The 19,928-nt window shown below is 44.9% G+C and carries 13 protein-coding genes; 5 read left to right on the forward strand and 8 right to left on the reverse strand.

The window, feature by feature from the left end:
• Positions 1-25: 25 nt before the first annotated feature.
• The 4 genes from F7R58_RS10675 (at position 26) to coaE (ending at position 2,504) form a co-directional block, all read left to right on the forward strand.
• Positions 26-658: an FMN-binding negative transcriptional regulator gene (locus F7R58_RS10675; RefSeq protein WP_158064903.1), complete on the forward strand. Its 633-nt coding sequence runs from the start codon at positions 26-28 to the stop codon at positions 656-658.
• On the forward strand, positions 624-848 hold the full coding sequence (locus tag F7R58_RS10680; RefSeq protein WP_229723806.1) for a GxxExxY protein: 225 nt from the start codon (positions 624-626) through the stop codon (positions 846-848). The genes F7R58_RS10675 and F7R58_RS10680 overlap by 35 nt, the downstream gene beginning before the upstream one ends.
• Positions 849-932: 84 nt before the next feature.
• Positions 933-1,799 carry an MBL fold metallo-hydrolase gene (locus tag F7R58_RS10685; protein ID WP_158064904.1) on the forward strand — a complete coding sequence of 289 codons (867 nt, stop codon included), beginning with the start codon at positions 933-935 and terminating at the stop codon, positions 1,797-1,799.
• A gap of 69 nt (positions 1,800-1,868) precedes the next feature.
• Positions 1,869-2,504 carry a dephospho-CoA kinase gene (gene coaE / locus F7R58_RS10690; RefSeq protein WP_158064905.1) on the forward strand — a complete coding sequence of 212 codons (636 nt, stop codon included), beginning with the start codon at positions 1,869-1,871 and terminating at the stop codon, positions 2,502-2,504.
• Positions 2,505-2,647: 143 nt separating this feature from the next.
• Here coaE and F7R58_RS10695 read toward each other — a convergent pair whose 3' ends face one another.
• The 3 genes from F7R58_RS10695 to F7R58_RS10705 form a co-directional block, all read right to left on the reverse strand.
• Positions 2,648-7,042 carry a GEVED domain-containing protein gene (locus F7R58_RS10695; RefSeq protein WP_158064906.1) on the reverse strand — a complete coding sequence of 1,465 codons (4,395 nt, stop codon included), beginning with the start codon at positions 7,040-7,042 and terminating at the stop codon, positions 2,648-2,650.
• Positions 7,043-7,384: 342 nt separating this feature from the next.
• On the reverse strand, positions 7,385-10,324 hold the full coding sequence (locus F7R58_RS10700) for a reprolysin-like metallopeptidase (protein WP_158064907.1): 2,940 nt from the start codon (positions 10,322-10,324) through the stop codon (positions 7,385-7,387).
• 224 nt (positions 10,325-10,548) lie between these two features.
• Entirely contained in the window at positions 10,549-12,582 is a 2,034-nt protein-coding gene (locus F7R58_RS10705) for a M43 family zinc metalloprotease (RefSeq protein WP_158064908.1), read from the reverse strand.
• Positions 12,583-12,717: 135 nt separating this feature from the next.
• Here F7R58_RS10705 and F7R58_RS10710 point away from each other — a divergent pair, with 135 nt between their 5' ends.
• Entirely contained in the window at positions 12,718-13,188 is a 471-nt protein-coding gene (locus F7R58_RS10710; protein WP_158064909.1) for a hypothetical protein, read from the forward strand.
• Here the strand turns inward: F7R58_RS10710 and F7R58_RS10715 are convergent, their stop codons facing one another.
• The 5 genes from F7R58_RS10715 to F7R58_RS10735 all read right to left on the reverse strand — a co-directional run bounded on the left by F7R58_RS10715 (position 13,189) and on the right by F7R58_RS10735 (position 19,455).
• Positions 13,189-13,848, reverse strand: a complete 660-nt coding sequence (locus F7R58_RS10715) for a DUF6048 family protein (protein WP_158064910.1) — start codon at positions 13,846-13,848, stop codon at positions 13,189-13,191.
• Positions 13,814-14,287: a DUF6452 family protein gene (locus F7R58_RS10720; RefSeq protein ID WP_158064911.1), complete on the reverse strand. Its 474-nt coding sequence runs from the start codon at positions 14,285-14,287 to the stop codon at positions 13,814-13,816. Before F7R58_RS10720 ends, F7R58_RS10715 begins: the two co-directional genes overlap by 35 nt.
• A complete protein-coding gene (locus F7R58_RS10725; protein WP_158064912.1) occupies positions 14,287-16,797 on the reverse strand; it encodes a zinc-dependent metalloprotease in 2,511 nt (836 codons plus the stop codon). Before F7R58_RS10725 ends, F7R58_RS10720 begins: the two co-directional genes overlap by 1 nt.
• 76 nt (positions 16,798-16,873) lie before the next feature.
• On the reverse strand, positions 16,874-18,286 hold the full coding sequence (gene rlmD / locus F7R58_RS10730) for a 23S rRNA (uracil(1939)-C(5))-methyltransferase RlmD (RefSeq protein WP_158064913.1): 1,413 nt from the start codon (positions 18,284-18,286) through the stop codon (positions 16,874-16,876).
• A gap of 188 nt (positions 18,287-18,474) precedes the next feature.
• On the reverse strand, positions 18,475-19,455 hold the full coding sequence (locus F7R58_RS10735; RefSeq protein WP_158065471.1) for a tyrosine-type recombinase/integrase: 981 nt from the start codon (positions 19,453-19,455) through the stop codon (positions 18,475-18,477).
• Between the last annotated feature and the right edge of the window lie 473 nt (positions 19,456-19,928).

Raw genomic sequence — 19,928 nt, forward strand, 5'->3', positions numbered from 1 at the left:
ATCTTTCAAGACCTGTAAATTAATAATGTACATCCCAAAGATATATAAGAGCGAAGACCGCGAACTGATGAAGCAAATCATCAGCGATAACGGCTTCGCTATGCTTATTTCAAACAAAGAAAAGCTTTGGGCAACCCATTCCATGTTTTTACTTAACGAATCAGGAAAGGATTTCTATCTGGAAACGCACGTATCGAATGGAAATCATCAGGCAAAAGTGTTAAGGGACGGCGATGAAGTCCTATGTGACTTTTTAGGCGCAAATGCGTATATCTCCTCATCATGGTATGACCACATAAACGTATCCACCTGGAATTATGAAGCCGTACAAATTCGCGGAACTGTAAAACTGATGACCGATGACGAACTTTACCTTCATCTGCACAAACTTACCTACAAATACGAGAAACAGCAAAAATGTCCGATGTTTGCTGAAAACATTGGCGAGGCAAGTATTCGAAATGAGATGAAAGGAGCGTTCGGAATCAATATCTTTCCCACCGAAATTCATATCGCTTCTAAATTGTCGCAAAACAGAAAAGAAAATGATTTTAAGAATATCATTAAAGAACTGCAGGAGTCTCCGGAAGAAAGTTCAAGAAAGGTTGCGGAGAAGATGAAAGATGCTAAGCCTGTTTACTCGCAAAGACCACAATGATAAAATTAAAGCAGTACCCGAAATCAATAGTTATCATGATTTTCAGTTACTGAACTACCTTAGAATTACGGGCTGCAAATTAGGGCTGATACTCAATTTTCATCCATCTCTGGTTAAAGATGGTATGAAAAGAATTGAGACAGGCTATAAGATAGCCTCTGCTAAGCGCCGGCACCTTTCCGGTCTCTGACTTTAGTCAGAACTTTTAAAACAGTTGTAATCTTTGCGTTCAGAATATTGAAAAATTGTATTTTAGAAATTATAAAGTAAAAGAATGAAATTATATCCTATACAGTGCGGAAAATTTAAACTGGACGGCGGTGCTATGTTTGGCGTCGTCCCAAAGTCCATTTGGCAAAAAACCAACCCCGCCGATGAGAATAACCTGATTGAGCTTGGCACCCGTTCGCTGCTTGTAGAAGACGGTAAAAAACTGATCCTGATAGACTGCGGCCTGGGTAATAAGCAGGATGAGAAATTTTTTGGTCATTACTCACTTTGGGGAGATGATACCCTTGATAAAAACCTGAAGAAGTATGGTTTTGTTCGTGAAGATATTACCGATGTGTTCCTCACCCACCTGCACTTCGACCATTGTGGCGGCGCCATAGAATGGAATGATGAGCGCACGGGCTACCAGCCTGCCTTTAAAAACGCCGAATACTGGACCAATGAAGAACACTGGAACTGGGCTACAGAACCTAATGCACGCGAAAAAGCCAGCTTCCTGAAGGAAAACATCATGCCCATGCAGGAAAGCGGTCAGCTGCGTTTTCTGCCTACTCCCACCAGCGGCAACTACGGTTTCGCACCGGACCTTAAAATGGATGTCATCTTTGTGGATGGGCATACGGAAAAGCAGATGCTCCCTGTAATTCAATACCAGGAAAAAACAATTGTCTTCGCCGCAGACCTTATTCCTACCGCCGGACATATACCGCAGGTATATGTTATGGGCTACGATACACGGCCCCTGCTGACGTTGGAGGAAAAGGCTAAATTCCTGCAGAAATGTATAGATAACGAATATCTTCTATTTTTTGAACACGATGCCCATAACGAATTGGCCAGCTTAAAGATGACCGAAAAAGGGGTCCGTCTGGATGAAACGTTTACGATGAATGATGTATTCGGATATTAAGCAGCCTGGTTAGTTCCGGCTCAACAAAATCAGAATTGTATATCTTTGAAATAATTTAAAAGCAAATTTATGGACACTAACGATGGCGGTACCGCCTCGCCCGAACCCGAGCCCCAGATCATTGGCCTTACCGGCGGTATTGGTTCCGGTAAAAGCACAGTAGCGAAATTCATTGAAGGATTGGGTTACCCTGTATACTACTCGGATATCCGCGCAAAGGAAATCGTAAATGACGACCCTCAACTTAAGGAACAAATTATAGAACTGCTGGGTCCCACCGCTTACGACAGCGACAGCAGGTACAACCGCAAAGTGGTTGCCGGCAAGGTATTCGGCAACGACACCCTGCTTGATGGCCTGAACGGCCTGATTCACCCTGCCGTTCGTCTGGATTTTGAAACGTGGAAAGGCCGGCATCACAGCCCGCTCCTCTTTAAGGAAACGGCCCTGCTTTTTGAACTGGGACTGAATAAAGAATGCGACAGTACCATACTGGTTACCGCAGAAGACAACATCAGGATGAAAAGGGTAATGGACCGCGACGGAAAAACCTACCGGGAAATAGAAGCCATTATGGACCGGCAGCTCCCGGAAAAGGACAAGCTAAAACTGGCTGATTTTGTAATACATAACAATGACGGTTTAACAGAGCTTGAAACCGAAACAGAGAAGGTGATATCACAGCTGGCAGAAGCGAAATCATAGTAAAAGAGTTTATATTAAAAGAAGGAGATGACCCTTGGTCACCTCCTTCTTATTTTTTAAAACGTAAAAACCAATTCCAGGCTACACACTTGACCAATAAAAAAGCCCTCATTTCTGAGGGCTTCACTTATTAGGACCAGCAGTTATTCTTTAATGAATTTTTTCTGTACTGCCTGTCCGTTGGTGTCGGTGATGTCAATCACAAACACTCCATTAATCAGTTTACTTACGTCTATCTTGTTACCGATAACGATACCGCTCTGTATAAGCTGCCCGATTGCGCTGTACACATTGTACTTGGCACCGTCCTTCACCTTAGTTATGAAGAGTGTATTTTTAACAGGGTTAGGATAAACATTGATCTGGTTAGGATCCATGATGTTGGTAGGCATCGCCTTGGTAATCCTTACACGGTAATCTTCCACTTCACCATTGGCAAAGGTTGAACACATCTCTGGAGATCCGTCTCTGCTCATTGCTACCCTCATCACAACATATTTGTCATTTGTAAGGCTTACATAAGCATCTGCCGGTACGGAGAATGTGCCTGTAACCGGCGTATTCTGGTTGGCCGGAGCAATAAGGATTCTTTCACTGTTGGAGAATACTCCGTCTCTGTTGAAATCAATCCAGACAGTAACAGCTTCGTTATACTGGGTATTTGCCCATTCCTTGCTGATGGAAATCCTGTTACCGGTAGATCCCTGAACCAGGAGGATATGTCTTGTGATGTCATTCACATAGCTTGTATAGCCTGATGCGTCAGAATCACTGTTCATTTCTGTTCCGCCTGCAGGTCTCACGTTAACATTTGAAATATGTTCCGCAGCTGAACTTGCAGCTGTCATATCGCAGTACATCAGTCCTGGAGTTGTAAATACATAAGGATGTGTGAACTGTTGGGTAGTTCCGCCACAAAAGTTTGCAATCTGAACTTCATACTGAGTTTCTTCAAACAGTCCTGTAATGATGTATGTATTGACAGTAAGGTTTTGTGTATTCCATCCTGAAGAACCAACCTTTCTCCATCTTAGCACATAGGTTGCTCCCGGATACGCGTTCCAGTCTACCTGCGCCTGTGTCATTGTAATATTGGTTACGGTAAGACCGATTGGCGCCATTTCACAGGTTGGCAGTGTAGTAAATACCTGTGGAGTTGTATAAGGATTAACTGCACCTGAACATTCTGAAGCAACACGTACTTCATAAGTTGTGTAAGGATTCAAACCTGTCAGTGAGTACGAGGTACCCGTCACGTTTACTGTGGTCCACGTCGCAGCACCTACTTCACGGTACTCCAGTACATAGGAAGCAGTCGGAACCGGATTCCATGAAACTAACGCACTGTTTGGTGTTATTGAAGTTACAGTAAAGTTAGTAGGTGGCTCAGGATCACACTTGGTTTCAAAAGGAAGTTCTGTTGGTGCTCCCGGAACGTTATCACAAAGTGCCACCACCTGAACAATATACTGTGTAGAAGGTGTCAGGTTAGGAATGGTATAGGTACCTGTAAGGAAAGTTACAGGAATCTGACCAGTCCAGTTAGCTGCACCTACAGGCTTGTACTGCACGATGTAAGTAGCACCACCCTGATCCGGAGTCCAGGTTACTGTAGCGGAATTATGGGTTATTCCCGAAACCACTACATTCTGAGGAGCTGCATTGTTACACGGAATAGGTTCAACAAGATGGACAGGATAATCTTCAACTTCACCGAAGTTAAAGGTTCCACAAGCCGTCGGCACAGTGGTAAGTCTGGCAATAACCCTCATTTTGGTATTGTACGGACTTGCATAGCCTACTGCAGGCACATCAAATGTAGTTGATACCGGAGTGATCTGGCTTGAAGCAGTGTTCAGAACAAGTTCTGCAGTATCAAAGATGCCATCTCTGTTAAAATCAATCCAGGCAGAAACAGCTACGTTTGACGGTGCATTAACCCATCCTTTTTCAACTGAAATAGTGTTTCCTGTAGATCCAAGAACAAGAGTTACCAGTTTGGCAGGATCAAAATAGTAGTCAGTATAAGTACTTGGTCCGGAGTTGTTCACCATTGGTGCACTGATCGGGAAACCTGTAGGTGTCACTGTTACATTCGTAATATGTTCATCAACAGGTGTTGTGGTTGACCCTGCAGTACACCAGTTCAATGGTGGTGTTAAAAACTGGAAAGGTGCACTCCAGGCACCCTGGGTTCCGCTACAAACATACGCTACACGGAATTCGTAGGTTTTCTGTTCCTGAAGACCGGTAAGGACATGGAAACTGTTTACCGGTGCCGGAGTAACAGGGATCCACGGTGATACAGGGTTAGTTACTTCTCTCCACTCAAGAACGTAAGCTGCTCCTGATGCAGGAATCCATGAAAGTGTTGCAGAAACAGGCCCTACATTACTTGCTGACAGACCTTGTGGCGCTGCCGAAGTACATGGGATTGGTTCCACCAATTCCACATTGTAATCTTCAACTTCTCCCCAAGTAAATCCACCGCAGGCATTTGGGTTTCCGCTTTCCTGAAGAATGACACGCATTCTTGTCTTTAATGGTCCAACATATGATCCCGGCGGGTTTGGAACAGTAAAGGTTGCATTTACAGGTGTAGTAGTATTCGCAGGAGAATTAAGGACACGCTCTGAGGCTTCAAAGGTTCCGTTTCTGTTAAAGTCAATCCACACCCCGGTTCCTGCATTATACTGGAAGTTAATCCAGGATTTGGAAACTGAAACCGTATTACCTGAGGTTCCTATAACCAGTCTTACAAGACGCGTAGGATCATTGGTGTAGTCTGTATAAGCGCCACCGGTACCCGTAGAGTTGGAAACCATAGCCGGTGCTCCGATGGCATTTACGGTTACATTGGAGATGTATTCATACGGTGTCGTACTGGTTGGAGCTGCAGAGCAATAACTGATTGCCGGAGTAGTGAACTGAACAGGACTGGAAAATGCACCCTGCGTACCACTACACACGTAAGCTACCCGGAATTCGTATTGAGTCTGCTCTGTTAATCCTGAAAGAGCATAGAAACTGTTTACAGGCGCTGGAGTAACCGTATTCCACGCAGAAGCAGGTGTAGTTACAGGCCTCCACTGAAGTACATAGCTGGCACCTTGTGCCGGCATCCACGACAAGTTAGCTGTGGTACTTGTCAGTCCCGTAGCTACAGCATTGGTAGGTGCGGCTGCTGTACACGGAGGTAACGGTTCGCCTACGAGCTGCAGTTGCGGTATTACAGAATATCTTGAACTTGCCGTAGGTGGTGAAATCGGATCGGGATTTGTACCGTCACTGTAATATAACATACCCCGGTCAGTACCGGCAGTGTAACCGCCCCACGTGGCAGTACAGGAGTAGTTCGTAGCATTTTCATCAACAGCAATTACAAGATTGTTTACACCGTCCCAAATAAATGGAACATTAAGTGTAAGTTCAACCCAAGTACCGCCTACCATATTCGCAATTGTACCACTATAAACCTGCATTAGCTGGCTGGAAGGCACCCATGATGTGGTAGTGGCAAAGTTGGCCTGCGTCGTATTTCCCATATATACTACCCATTCGTTATAAGTGGACTGTGTAGAAGCGGGTGCAGCAACTTTAAATCTGATTTTTGTAATTACCTGGTTAGCACCGATTGCACCGGCTACTTCAGCCGCGGTATATATCTGTTGGGAGTGATTATAACCAAAGCAGGAATACACCGGAAGGTTACTTGTAGTGGCAGTACCGGCGCCAATCTGTCCCGGTGTGAATTCCGGACCGGCCACCCAGAAACTGCTGTCGGTTGATGAGCATATCGCTCTTACCCACCAGTAGTAAGTTGTTCCCGGGATAAGGGTTGGAAGATTAACACTTGTACCTGGAGCTGCAGTACCTACTGTGGCTGCAGTAGGCGGAACCCCGGTGGTATTATAGAAATATTCGTAACCCTGTGCCGGTGCCGGTGTGGGGGCGGTCCAGGTTAAGGTTGCTGATGTAGGAGTTACATTTGCAGCTAAAGCACTCGGTGCCAGACAGGTGGGAGGTGCCGTAATTACGACGGTGTAGTCATGTGCTTCACCAAAACCGGCTGTATTACACGGTACTGGTTGCGAGGAGTAACGGTTTCCAACCCTCATCCGGTATGTGCCGGCGGTAGTTCCAAGCGGAATTACAAACGTACCGTCAGTAATGTTAGCGCCGCCCACATTCGCGCTGCTGTGTGTAGCAATGAGCTCAGGAGCTGCATCCGTAAACACGCCATCATTATTCAAATCTATCCAGATTCTAACATTTTGACTAGAAAAATCGTGAGTAACCGAGTAGGTATAATTAATTGCTGGAGATAAAGTGATAGTGTGTGTACCTGTATAATTACCATAGGCTCCGGGTGAACAACCCGTGTTCAGATGGTTAAAACTGGCAAGCGGAATAGAAAAACTGTCAATCAAATCGCCGCTAGCACATCCGCTAGCGAAAGCCGGGATGCAGTAGGTCTGGGCGTTAAGATGGGACAAAGACCAAAAAAACATGGCCATTAATAAGTAGTATTTCTTCATAATTCTATATTTAAGGGCGTTCTAAATCAAATTAATGTAAATAATAGGCACTATTAACTCATTCACTATTAGCGGCATTGCACAACTAACTTTAATATACAAATCTAAATAATTTTTATGATTTAAATAACTAAAAATCCACAAAAATTTGCTTATTCAATATTGATCTTATCAAAATACTGACGAAATAAAAAATCCGGCAACGCTAGATGGCTTACCTGACGTAATTACGCGGTATGCAATGCATAAAATTCCAGTTTGGTAAGTGCAAATTTTTTTTGAATATATCTATAAAAAAATCCCCAAAAAAATTGGGGATCTGTACTACTATAAATTTTGGTGTTATTTCTTAATAAACTTCATACTGGTTTTAAAATCACCATCAGTTACACTGATGATATAGTTACCAATAGTAAGACCCGAAACGTTAACCTGGTTACGTTTAATCTGACCACCGCTTACAAGCTGTCCGGCCATATTATGAATCTGGTAAACCGCACGGTCTGAAACCTTTGTAATGTTCAGTACATCAGTAGCAGGGTTAGGGTATATTTTCACTCCGGAATCCTGTACTTCACTTGTAGCCATTGAACCTGTTACAACTACGTTATAATCTTCTACTTCACCCGTAAAGCCATTAAGTTGACAAGGATTGTTAAATGGTTGACCCGCATTGGAAGCGCTCATATAAACATTAATTATCCTCATTCGGAGTGGTTGGTTTTCAACTGCAGAGGCTGGCACCGTAAATGTAGAAGTGACTGGAGTTAATGTACTGGTCAGTGAGGTCATAACCTGCTCGGACTGTTCAAAAGTACCGTTCATATTAAAATCGATCCATGCAGATACAGCATCATAGTCCGGATTATTGTCCAGCCATGCTTTTGAAACTGAAAGCGTGTATGAGTTGCCTTTAATTAAATTAACCTGTAAAGCGGGATTGGTTGTATAATTAGTATAAGTACTGTTAGCAGAGCTGTTATTAACATTAGCTAAAGTAACATTCGAAATATATTCAAAATTTGAATTTTGACTTCCGGCGGCACAATAGTTTACAACAGTAGTAGAGAATGTTGAGGATGGTGAATAGGGTCCCGGGGTTCCGCTGCAGGTAGCATTAACCTGAACCTCATAGTTTGAATTCTGCTGCAGTCCCGAAAGGGTTACTGTTGGATTGGAAGTTGTTACCGTAGTCCATGTAGGTGACCCTACAATTCTGTAGCGTACTTGATAAGTAGCCCCATTCATGGCCCCCCAAGTAACTGTAGCACCAGAGCCGGACACACCTGATACACTAACACCGGTAGGTGCAGTTCCGTCGCAAGCTGCTAACGGGCCAATCTGTAACGAACCTACTGCATAAAATACATTATTAAGAGCACTTACACGAACTTTTACGTTGGAGCCCGTAGGGATACCGGTAAACACAACATTTTCCGAACCGTCATTAGGTGTGGAAGCCAGCAGAGTTACCCATGTGGTTCCATCATTTGTAGTATAATCAATTTTTACATTGGCTACATTATATGGAGCCGCATTGGTAGACGCTACGTCCCAGGTTAACGGACCAGCTGTATTGTTGTAGCCGGTAACCGATGTCACACGGAAAGGTCCTGCATCCCCAACGGTAATACTTTGCTGGGCAAACTGAGTTTGCTGCTGGTTGGATATCGGATGGTTATCGCGAACTGTCACACGGAAGGTTTGAGGTCTCGCAACCGTGGAGACAGCTTCCCAAAGGTTGTTACTGTTGTTCAGAACTCCTGCAAGTACAGACGACAGTCTTGGAAAGTATCTTGTAGGACTTGTTGTAGGAGGCATGGAGCGGAACGAAGGCCCGGTGGTGAGTGTACCAAGGTTGGCAGCTGTGGTTGCGGATGAGCCATTATCAAACTGCTCCCAGGTATAATTCATTGGGTCATTTTCCGGATCAGTGGCACTCGCCGTAAGAACAAACGCTGTTCCTTTAGGAATGGTATAAGACGGCAAAGCAGCGATCACCGGCGGATTATTGGCAATATTGGTCTCAATATCACAGGCTTTGGACATCAGGTTGTTCTGGATCTGCTGAATGGAGATTGCATGGAAATAAGGATCAGACTGGTTCTGAACATTTTGGTTAGTGATTCCGGCATAACCCATAATGGTAGATCCGGATCCCGGCTCCATGCTGCTTCCACCACCCTGAATCTGATGGGTGAATGTGTGTGTTCCGGCAAGCTGATGTCCCATTTCATGGGCTACATAATCAATGTCGAATGCATCTCCCATAGGTTGGCCGCTTCCAGGTGAGGTGTACGCGGATCCTTTACCGTTAGGCACAGAAGCAGTTGGATTGACGCAGATACAACCGATGCACCCTGCATTTCCACCACCTCCGGTCTGTCCGAAAAGGTGACCGATATCGTAGTTGGCATTGCCAACAACATTAGTAAGTGTTTGCTGTAACTGCCCATTCCAGGCATCCATACCGCCCGGTGCAGGAGCATTCCAGTTGTCATACGGATCTGTGGCAGGATTGGTATAGATAAGCTGAGGATAGTTTTGCAGAAGTAACCTTAACGCCAGATCTTTTTCAAATACAAAATTTACCCTTGTAAGAGTAGCATTCATCTGTACCAGCGCCTGGCTTACTCCACCGAAATAATTAGTGTATTCTGCAGTTACAGAAAGTGCCAGTCTCAGCGTACGGAATTTCTTATCGGAACTTTTGGCAAAATCCCCAGGATTATGTGTAAAAGATTTTCCTGAACTGATTAACTGTTCCATCTGCTTCTTCACCATCGGGTTTTCCTCAGTAGTACAAAGGAAGCTGTCAGTCCCGGCTTTTCCGGTCTTGGAATGAACCTTAAACAGTGATTGTGACTTGTCTGCCGGAGTTATAAACTGGTAATAGCCATTGGCCTCGATTGAGGACTGAAAATCGTCTCCTGCCACACTGAATCTGATCAGTTTGGAAGGATCATCAATACCTACACCTGCATAAGAACCAAGACCGTACTGGTCCGCAAGTTCTTTCACAACTACCGGTGCGCTGTATACATTAAATCTTTCGGTCTTTCCACCCAAAACCGGAATGGAAATAACAACCGGCTTAGCATAATTACCGGATTCCTGCGCATTTACTAACTGCGATTTAATCTGCTGCATATCCAGCACATAAAATTCCTCCTTTGTCTGTGCATTTATTACTCTGTCTCCTTTGATTGGTGCCTTCTTCCACTGCGCAAAAGTTCCGGAAGACAAACCCAGGAGAACCATAAACGTAAATAGTTTCTTCATGATTCCATTAAATAATTTGAACAAAATTAATTATTTTTTTACAATTAGGCGCATTTAATCCAGTAAAACTTTAGCATAAAACCACCTCATTTCCAATACTTCTACACAGTCAGGAAGTCTGCATTATTGTCCCGCCTGCCTTTAGGCAAAAGCTGATACCCGATAATTTACAAAAAAAATATCCTCAAAAAAATTGAGGATATTACTATTGGAAAGGAAGTTATTTACTTCTTGATAAACTTAACGTTTCCTGAAAACTCACCGTCGTTCACGGTAATGATATAAGCACCTGTAGCCAGGCCGGAAACATTTACTTTATTATCCTGTACCTTACCCTTTGCCACTACCTGCCCGATGGAGCTGTATATAGTGTAAAGCGCACGGCTGGAAACCTTGGTCACATTCAGCACATCTTTTGCCGGATTAGGGTAAACTTCAAACTGGGCCTGCTCTGTTTCGGATGTCGCCAGGTTTGAACTAAGCTTGAAGGTAACGCTCTCTTCATCCTCAAATGAACCTCCACTGTATATAACAGTGGTACCGTCCTGAGACTTCAGATCAAAATAGCCTGCACCATATCCACTGTTGATGCCGTCGCCGAAGCTGTCCGTAATCTGGAATGTATAGCAGTTATCTAAAGGAAGGTTCCAGGTCTCAGTAATTAGAGCCGGAATGGACGGGGATGTGTCTGAATATGGGCCACCGGAATAAAGGATGGCACCGGAACCGTTTCTCAGCTCCCAGCTGGTTTCATCACCATACATATCCTGCTGAAGTCTGAAAACTACTGTGCTGAAAGGATAAACAGGTGCTCCGAAGGACTTGGTAGCAGTATTGTTGGAAGCGCGCTGATCAGCAACTCCGTTTACAGTCTGAATACTAGCTGAAACATTACTTAAAACAGTGCCGGCTGGGACAGTTATCGTTATCGTGCTAAACTTATCCTGCAGCAGTGAGCCTGTCCAGTTATGTACCTGGCTTGCACCACCATTATAGCTGTAATTAATTGCTGCTGAAGTAAGCGGTGAAGTTCCACGGTTATAAATGGTAAGTTTGAATTGATTCACCACTACATCACAGGCAGTTCCTCCGCATACATTTTCAATTTTAATTTCAGCGTCATTTGGGAACAGTGCAATAGGAACATCCTTTGTAGACGTTTTCAATGACACTCTTCTTGGGGAATTGTTCATTACTGCCACAATTCTGGCCTTCTGGTCATTGGTAAAGATATTCATACAGAAGTCATTGGTATAGTTCATATAGTTACGAACCATATCCAATCCCGGACTGGAGGGACAGGAATCCTGGAAGTCATTGCAGTTATATTGAGCGTTTCCGGCACTGGAGGAGTTTGGTGTATCGTTGCAGAAATCATCTACCGTACAGCCGCCATCGCCCCACAGGTGTCTCAGTCCCAGAAAGTGACCTACCTCATGAGTCATGGTACGGCCCAGATCTGAACCTTGCATAAGGTTAAAGCTTCCGTCATTATAATCTGAACTGCCAAACGCTCTGTAACCTGCAACTACACCGTCAGAATCGGCGGCACCTCCGTTGCCTGGCATACCAGCCAGTCCCGAACCGCTCGGAAACTGCGCGTAACCCAAAAGACCCTGGACTGAAAAGTTGACTGTCCACATATTAAGGTAGGAGTTAGGATCCCATATTGTTTGAGGTTTCACTCTGGTATCTACATCATCAGGATTCCACGAAGTCTGACAAAGGTTTACGCGGTCTATACCATTGGTAGGGTTTCCGTTCGGGTCTACCTTTGCCAGGGCGAACTGTATCATTGTATCTGCACCTACCGGGTCAAAATTTTCACCTCTGGTCCCAAAAACCTTCCGGAAATCGTTATTCATAGCCTCAATTTGTGACATCACCTGATTGTCACTAATATTTGCCTGGAAGCCAACCTGCTGACCACTATGGATTACGTGAACAACTACCGGAATGGTAATGATTCCGTTATTCTGGGATTTATCTGCTTTTGCCTTCTCCACCAGGGGCGCCAGCCAGGCTTCAAACTGTGCATCATTCATCCTGTTGGGATCACTGGACTGCAGTCTGGCTTCATATTCAGTAGTAGCACACTTTATCACCGCCGGATTTTCCTGAATCTCTTTATTGGTGTATTTTTTGCCAAAAATAACTACATCTGAATCAGCTTTCGTCCGCTTCTGACCTTGCGTCGCTGTAGCACCCATGAAAAGTGCTGACAGAAAGAATGATTTCAGTAAAGACCTTTTACTCATAATTTGTTGTACTTTTATAAAAAATTAAATTTATTTTTAAGATTTGCGAAAATACAGCTTTTTTTTAATGTTAAGACACACAGTTTAAATAAAACAGCTATTTTTTGAATAATTTTATATAAAATCTGAATTTTTATGACTTACCTAAAAACCAGCCTCCTCCTTGCTCTTTCGCTGATAACGCTTCAGTGCAGTGCCCAGAAAAAGAAGACTGAAAATAAAGATAAAACAGCAGTAAGCACTGCTGCAAACAGGTTGAATATCCAGAAAATTGAACTCGAGGAAATGACCCGCGGCTCCCGAAGGATGGTGACCATCACCCCTACCAACAAAATAGTGGAAATAAACAGACAGGTTAAAAATGAAAAAATGTCCGCTGCGGAATGGAATGCCATTATCAACCATCTCTCCGCTGAGAAACTGTCAGGACTCGACAGTTATAAATCACCCACTACCAAGCGCTTTTATGATGGAGCTTTTTCTGCGGACCTTAAAATAACTGCAGGGGGGAAAGTGTACAGCAGCCAAAGTTTTGATTCCGGAACTCCACCCAAAGAATTCGCCGATCTCTATTTTGCTGTTGCAAAGAGCTTCAAAGACAAATGATCAGAAAGAATAGGCAATATTCCACATATATCCCACATTAAATTTGCCGGAACTGCGGCCGAAGCCGGGGATGATCATGGGTTTAATATTTTCCTGTGTAGTTGAATACAGGACATATTTTGGCTGCACATTTACATCAATATAAAAATTACTGTCAAACAGCTGCACCCGTCCGCCGGCATAACCCTCAATCCAATAAGAGGATTGCGATGATGGCGGGAAAGCCACGGAAGACGAACTTCCGCCGAAACCCCTCACAGGCACGGACCGGTATTCCTGTCTGTAAAATGAAGCTGCGGCCTTTCCCCCGACATAAAAACCGTTCAGAGCGTTTTCAGGATCCTTCATCAGCCTGTATAAGGTGCCGAGTTTTATGAAAGGACCACTTACCTCAGCATCGTAACCGTTCTTGATGTAGCTGTTTGTTTCAAACCCTGCATCGGCTACCGCATGAAGTTCCTTATTGAGCCTTGACGATACAAAACCCTGAAACAGCTTTCGGTCGCCGAAGAATGAAAGACCGGCACCCAGCACATCAACCCCAACAACAAAATTGGGACTGTACTTCCATCCTGATTTTTCCACAGGTTCCGCCATCTGCGCAGAAATAGCGAGTGAACAAAGACTAAAAAAGAAGGAAAAGGTGAGTTTTGCTTTCATTTACTATTTCATTTTGAGCAGTTTCAACTCCCAACACAGGATCGGGTTGCTGAAGGTCGGCAGACAGGCCAGTATATAATCTCCTTATTCCGCAGGCCGGCGATACATATTCAGTGCTCGTTGTATAATTGAGCCGTACACGCGACACAGGACCCGTCCTGGATGTTGCTACGAAGACATCGGTAAAAGGCAGGTCCTCCACGCGAAGCGGCAACAGCAGGGAGTCTGTCTTAACCGTATTCTGAACTACAGTCACAGGACCGGAACCGTAATCCACCGCCACAAACACGGAATCAAGTGTGCGGGGCTTGCCCGTGGCAAATGTCTTGAATTTTATCTTTACCCTGGGAGTTCCTTCACCTCCTGTACACACGTCATCATCTGTACTGCATGAAATCAGCAGCAGTAAGGAAGTGAGTACTGTAAGAAAAAACTTCATCAGCTTCGTGGATTAAGGGCTTTTTCCAAACGGAATACCAGGTCATCATAATGGTATTTGGTAATGGTATCTGCTCCTGATTTTGCAGTAAGTTCGTTTTTCAGCTCGTTCAGTACACCGCGAACAACCGCTTTTACATCGGAATTATCTGAAACAGCAACTGATCTGCCGGGTCTACCTGCACCGGACGAGGGTTTGGCATTCAGCAGTGCAACCATGGATTCCACATAATTACGCTGCAGATTCCTGCGGTAAAGATCCGGTTTGCCGCGGAACACTTCAGCTTTAAGGTCATTCATATATTCCGCCACAGGATAGGCATTATTTTCCACAGCCTGTGTCTGGTACATCATCTGGAGTACGCTTGTACTCAATATCCTGTTCAGCACAGAATTTTGAAGCCGCTCCACTACTTCTACCGGTGAGGTGCCTGTCCTGTCGAATATGTCATTCCTCAGCAGCCACTCAGGTGTTTCAAATATGTTTCTGCTTAAGAAATTCAGAGCTTCCTTTTGGTCTTTACGCGGTACTGCTTCATAAACAGGACCTTTCTGCTCCACCGATTTAGGCGTTTCCATCTGTCCGCCTATATATTTTGAAACGTGCCCCAGATATCTGCTGAACTGCGAAGTCACCTGATCGTACATCATGCTGAGGTCGTTATAACCTTCATTAGGCGTAGCGGTCCATTCATCCAGGTTTTTAACAATTCGGCCCAGGTTTTTAATACCATAGGTTCCGGCCAGCATAGGATTATCCCCAATCTGCTCACTTTGCAGACGCGGATCGAAGGGGTTGCTTTCGGTACCGAACCAAAGCCTTGGATTTTTCATTTTATCCATGACCCATTTGTTCAGATATTCCTTTTCTTTCTCCGGCGAATCAAACTGATAAAAACGACGGTAACCCCATTCGATGGCCCAGTCGTCATAGTCGCCGATGCGGGGCATGATACCACTGTCCGGAATCCTGTCTTCCGGCTGTGCTACATAGTTGAACCTGGCATAATCCATAATGGAGGGGGTATGGCCATTCTCTTCCAGCCATTTTTTGTCCCTGAGTTTTTCTACCGGTACCGCCGCACTTGAGATGAAGTTGTGTCTCAGTCCCAACGTGTGACCTACCTCATGAGCTGAAACAAAACGGATCAGTTCTCCCATAAGCTCATCATCGAAATTCATTTTGCGCGCACGTTCATTATTTGGCGACGCCTGGATGAAATACCAGTTACGCAAAAGGTTCATTACATTATGATACCAATTGATGTGGCTTTCCAGAATCTCACCGGTACGAGGGTCGGAAATTGAAGGCCCTGAGGCATTGGGAACATCAGAGGGTTTGTAAACAATAGCCGAGAAACGCGCGTCTTCCAGACTCCATTCCGGGTCTTCCTTTGCATTTGGAATCTTAGCATACACGGCATTTTTAAAACCTGCCTTTTCGAAAGCCTTTTGCCAGTCGTTTACGCCCTGCATAAGGTAAGGCACCCACTTCTTCGGTGTGGCCGGATCAATATAAAATACAATAGGCTTGGCAGGTTCCACCAACTCGCCTCTTTTATATTTTTCGAGGTCCTGAGGTTTAGGCTCCAGTCTCCATCTTTTGATCAGCGATACTCTCTTTACTCCCTGCGGGTCCAGGTCGAAATCTGTATAGCCCACGGTAAAATATCCAACGCGGGGGTCGAAGTATCGGGCCTGCATCTTATTTTCAGGCAGCATAACAAGAGAGGAGTTAATCTCAACCGTATAGTTTCCGCTTACTGTAGGTTTCTCTACGCCCGGCGGGAATGTAACATCGCCCAATGTTCTTGCGAATGTCTTGGTCGTATTTATTTCCAGGTTGGTGGGGAAGGATTTTATGAAGTTGATGAATGATTTATCTTTCTGAAAAGCTCCTACCTTAAACCTCTTCTTCATGCCAGCATCAAAGGAAACAAGTTCATTGTCCGCGTTCACCAAATCGGTAACCTCTACAACGAAAGATTTTTTGTCCTTACCGTAGGCTTTAATGTCGAAGGCATGTATGATTGCCTGCATATTGTTACGCATTACCGAACTGTACATCTGGGAAGTGGAGTCAGCAGCGTAGTCGGCATAGGAAATTGAGCGTACAAAAAGCTTGTCCTGCGGACCTTTTTCAAAAGTGATCAGATTCTGTGCGATCTGGTCGCCGGCATAACCTGTGGTTCCGGAACGCATACCTGCGGCAGCCTTGGTAAGACGGGTAACCAGAAGAAATTCTTTTGCAAGAACCTTATCCGGAATTTCAAAGTAATATTTCTCATCTACCTTATGAACGGTGATGGCTCCGGCATCCGAAATGGCTTTAGAGGTAATGACGTCCTTATATGGTTTTACAGTTTCTTTCTTTTTGTCCTTTGCAGCAGTATCCGGCTTTTTTACGGCAGCGGTGTCTGTTTTCACTACAACAGTATCCCGTTCCTGCGCGCCTGAAAACGAAAAGGCTGAAGTTACAAGGGTGAGTATGAATAAGTTCTTAAGAATCATCAAATTTTTTATCTGGCTAAAGATAGAAAATAATACTAAAACAGCCGGCTTTGAAACCGACTGCAAATGCTGACATTTATATACGCTCCAGGAGGGCAATATTCTCTACATGGTGCGTCTGCGGGAACATATCTACCGGAAGGATCTTCACCAAACGGTACTGGTCTTTCATAAGGGCAAGGTCCCGGGCCTGGGTGGCCGAATTACAGCTTACGTAGACAATACGCTGAGGAGCAAGTTTCAGGATCTGCTCCACCACCTTCTGGTGCATACCGTCGCGCGGCGGGTCGGTAATAAGTACATCTGCCGGTGGATGGTTGGCCAGGAATTCATCATTAAAAATATCCTTCATATCTCCGCAGTAGAAGGTACAGTTGGAAAGCCCGTTCAGTTCCGCATGCTCCTTTGCCGCAGCAATAGCTTCGGGTACGGACTCAATGCCGATGACCTGTTTTGCATTGCGGGCCACGTACTGAGCAATGGTTCCGGTACCTGTGTAAAGGTCATACACTACTTCATGGCCCTGCAGGTCGGCAAATTCAAGAGTCTTGCGGTACAGCTCAAGCGCCTGGCGGTAATTGGTCTGGAAAAAGGATTTGGGCCCAATCTTGAACTTCAGGCCGTCCATTTCTTCCATTATAAAGCCGTCACCAAAGTAGGTTATGACTTCCTGGTCATAAATGGAGTCATTCTGCTTACTGTTTATGGTATAAACCAAAGTTTTAATCTGGGGAAATTCCTTGAGCAAAAATTCGAAAAGCTTTTCGCGGTTTTCCTTTTCCTCACGGAAGAGCTGGAAAAGTACCATCCACTCCCCCATCGAGTTTTGGCGCAGCATCAAGGTCCGCAGGAAACCTTCCTGACTTTTTACATCAAAAAAATCCAGACCGTTGACAGCGGCATAGTTGCGGACTGCCAACCGGATGTCGTTGGAAGGTGGTTCCTGAAGCCAGCATTCCTTCAGGTCCAGGATTTTGCTCCACATTCCGGGGATATGAAAGCCCAGGGCATCGCGGCTGCCGAAATTCTCTTCCGAACTTATTTCATACTGGGTAAGCCAGCGCGCATTGGAGAATGAAAACTCCATTTTGTTGCGGTAAAAATATTGCTCGGCGCTGCCCAGAATAGGCAGGGTTTCGAAATCTTCGAGCCCACCAATCCTTTTAATATGGTTAAAGACCTCATCCTGTTTAATGTCCAGTTGCTTCTCGTAGGACAGGTTCTGCCACTTGCACCCACCACATACGCCGAAATGAATACACTTAGGCTCCACACGGAAAGGGGAAGGTTCCAGTATTTCTACGGTTTCGGCTTCAAAGTAGTTGGATTTCGCTTTTTTCACGCGCGCATTTACACGGTCGCCGGGAACTGCGCCCGACACGAGCACGGTTTTGCCCTCGGCGGTACGGCCTATGGCCACGCCTTTTGCACCGGCGGAAACAAGCTGAATATTTTCGAGTATCTGATTTTTTCTTCTGTTTTTAGACATGCAGCAAAAGTACGCTTTTGGAATAAAAAAACCGCCGGGTGGCGGTTTGGAATTATTTTGTAATGAAGATAAGTTATCACAAGTGTCTTTCTCTCATTCTTGGTAAGATTTACGGAGTACAAATCCGCAACAGCGGGTTTTATTACTTCTATACCCTATTGCTCCGAAGAACTCATGGTAAAAACGTGTCACAAATAGTCCAGCGGGCTTTTGATCTGCGCTTTGGAAAGGTCGGTAACGTGTGTATAGATTTGGGTGGTCTTCAGGGAACTGTGCCCCAGGAGATCCTGGATGAATCGGATGTCGGTGCCGGTTTCCAGCAGATGGGTGGCAAAGCTGTGGCGTAGCCCATGGATGCCTATTTTTTTCTTTATTCCGGCTTTCTCCAGGGCTTTTTTAAAGACGGCCTGTACCGACCGCGCAGCATACGCAGCGCCCGCCTGCCCTTCAAAAAGGTAGACTTTGGGCCGGTACTCCAGGTAGTAGTTCCGCATATCGGTAAGCAGGCTTTCAGGCAAAAGGGTCAGACGGTCTTTTTTGCCTTTTCCCTGTTCTATGCGCACCAGTTTTTGGCTGCTGTCAATGTCCGTAAGTTTAAGCGCCACGACCTCGCTTACGCGCAGCCCCATTCCGTAGCACACCTGCAGTATAAGCCGGTGCTTGGGGTTTTCTGTGACCTCAATAATTTTTCTTACTTCTGTTTTGGTGAGCATTTTTGGAAGGGCCTGCTTCTTTTTAGGCCGCGGTATGTCAATAAACATACGTTCACGGTGCAGTACCTGTTCGAAATAGAATTTCACAGCATTGATGCGGGTGTGAATTTCGCTTTCTGAAAGCTTAAGTTTCCCATGGCAGTAAAGGAAGTAGGCGCGCAGCCGCTCCGGGGTAAGGTCTTTCACAGGATGACTTTTGAGAACATAAAGCAGTTGAGCAAATGCGGTGCTGTAGGTGCGGGCGGTATTCAGGCTGTAACCCTTAAGCAGAAGGTGCTCCTGGAAGCGTTTGTATTCCGGAAGATTGAGGAGATGAATTTGGGTGAGTACCGCTTTTCCGGTAATTTCCAGGGGCATATTGAACAGCTGGCGGTGGAAGCGGTTATCAGTCACATACCATTTTTTATTGGAGGCCGACCAGCGTGCCTTGGTGTGCGACCGCAGACAGGCAATCATTTCAGCGTTTTTTTCGAACTGGATCCAAATCACCTTTTTCCCATTGTGGGATCATTCTGAGAAATGATATCTTTTGTCTGAAAAGTCCATATATCCTATGCGCATTCTGGATATGTTAAAATAAACTAAAAAACCGGTTTATTCAATGTTTACAATTTAAAATGCGCATTTCAAATGTACGCATAAAGTTGTAATAATCTGACGGTTATTACAAAACATTGAATTTATAACAAAAAACTTTACAGCATCAGATAATATACATATATTTACGTGATGTGCAAAAGTTTCCGCTCCGCTCCAACTTTTGCACATCGGAGCGCGGATTACATCCGCAGATGTGTTCAAGCGTTTTCGCTGCCGCAAAAACCTTCAACACATCTACAGATTAGCAAAATTCCCTCAGGAAAGCAAGCTTTCAGAGGAAACTTCGCCAATCCGCGCTCCGTTAGGCGTAAGTTTATTGACAGCTAGCA

The sequence above is a fragment of the Chryseobacterium sp. genome, from assembly GCF_008831505.1.
Classification (GTDB): Bacteria; Bacteroidota; Bacteroidia; order Flavobacteriales; family Weeksellaceae; genus Marnyiella.

Bases quoted from the DNA above. Each gene is read 5' to 3' on its own strand.
- F7R58_RS10675 (WP_158064903.1), top strand. From the start codon at position 26: ATGTACATCCCAAAGATATATAAGAGCGAAGACCGCGAACTGATGAAG.
- F7R58_RS10680 (WP_229723806.1), top strand. From the start codon at position 624: ATGCTAAGCCTGTTTACTCGCAAAGACCACAATGATAAAATTAAAGCA.
- F7R58_RS10685 (WP_158064904.1), top strand. From the start codon at position 933: ATGAAATTATATCCTATACAGTGCGGAAAATTTAAACTGGACGGCGGT.
- coaE (WP_158064905.1), top strand. From the start codon at position 1,869: ATGGACACTAACGATGGCGGTACCGCCTCGCCCGAACCCGAGCCCCAG.
- F7R58_RS10695 (WP_158064906.1), bottom strand. From the start codon at position 7,042: ATGAAGAAATACTACTTATTAATGGCCATGTTTTTTTGGTCTTTGTCC.
- F7R58_RS10700 (WP_158064907.1), bottom strand. From the start codon at position 10,324: ATGAAGAAACTATTTACGTTTATGGTTCTCCTGGGTTTGTCTTCCGGA.
- F7R58_RS10705 (WP_158064908.1), bottom strand. From the start codon at position 12,582: ATGAGTAAAAGGTCTTTACTGAAATCATTCTTTCTGTCAGCACTTTTC.
- F7R58_RS10710 (WP_158064909.1), top strand. From the start codon at position 12,718: ATGACTTACCTAAAAACCAGCCTCCTCCTTGCTCTTTCGCTGATAACG.
- F7R58_RS10715 (WP_158064910.1), bottom strand. From the start codon at position 13,848: ATGAAAGCAAAACTCACCTTTTCCTTCTTTTTTAGTCTTTGTTCACTC.
- F7R58_RS10720 (WP_158064911.1), bottom strand. From the start codon at position 14,287: ATGAAGTTTTTTCTTACAGTACTCACTTCCTTACTGCTGCTGATTTCA.
- F7R58_RS10725 (WP_158064912.1), bottom strand. From the start codon at position 16,797: ATGATTCTTAAGAACTTATTCATACTCACCCTTGTAACTTCAGCCTTT.
- rlmD (WP_158064913.1), bottom strand. From the start codon at position 18,286: ATGTCTAAAAACAGAAGAAAAAATCAGATACTCGAAAATATTCAGCTT.
- F7R58_RS10735 (WP_158065471.1), bottom strand. From the start codon at position 19,455: ATGATTGCCTGTCTGCGGTCGCACACCAAGGCACGCTGGTCGGCCTCC.